The sequence below is a fragment of the Mycobacterium ostraviense genome (assembly GCF_002705925.1).
Taxonomy (GTDB): domain Bacteria; phylum Actinomycetota; class Actinomycetes; order Mycobacteriales; family Mycobacteriaceae; genus Mycobacterium; species Mycobacterium ostraviense.
In genome coordinates this window covers 1-276 of record NZ_NKRE01000075.1, presented here as the reverse complement: position 1 = coordinate 276, position 276 = coordinate 1, and the positions used below count along the sequence as shown (strand labels likewise).

Here is a 276-nt window from a genome sequence, read left to right as displayed (position 1 = left end):
TTGCCGACATCATGATGACCGTCGCCCCGTAGTGCGCGAGCCATTCCAGTGTGGTCGCGAGGTAGTCCGATGTATACGCCCCGTATGAGTGGATCTCATCGAAAATAATGATCTTGCCGGCGAGCGCAGCGTGGCGAAGCATCGAGTACCGCTGCCGCAAGGCAAGCATGAGCACTTGGTCGACGGTGCCAACCACAATGTTGGAGAGGAGTCCGCGGCGCCGCCCACTCATCCATGAACTGGCAACTACGTCGCCGTTCGGGGAGGGGTTATAGG

At 59.4% G+C, this 276-nt stretch carries 1 protein-coding gene; it reads right to left on the bottom strand.

Features of this window, described 5'->3' with window-relative positions; translation table 11 throughout:
• Positions 1 to 276, bottom strand: a 276-nt coding sequence (locus CDN38_RS31495) for a DEAD/DEAH box helicase family protein (RefSeq protein WP_497756000.1), incomplete at both ends; no start/stop codon positions are given.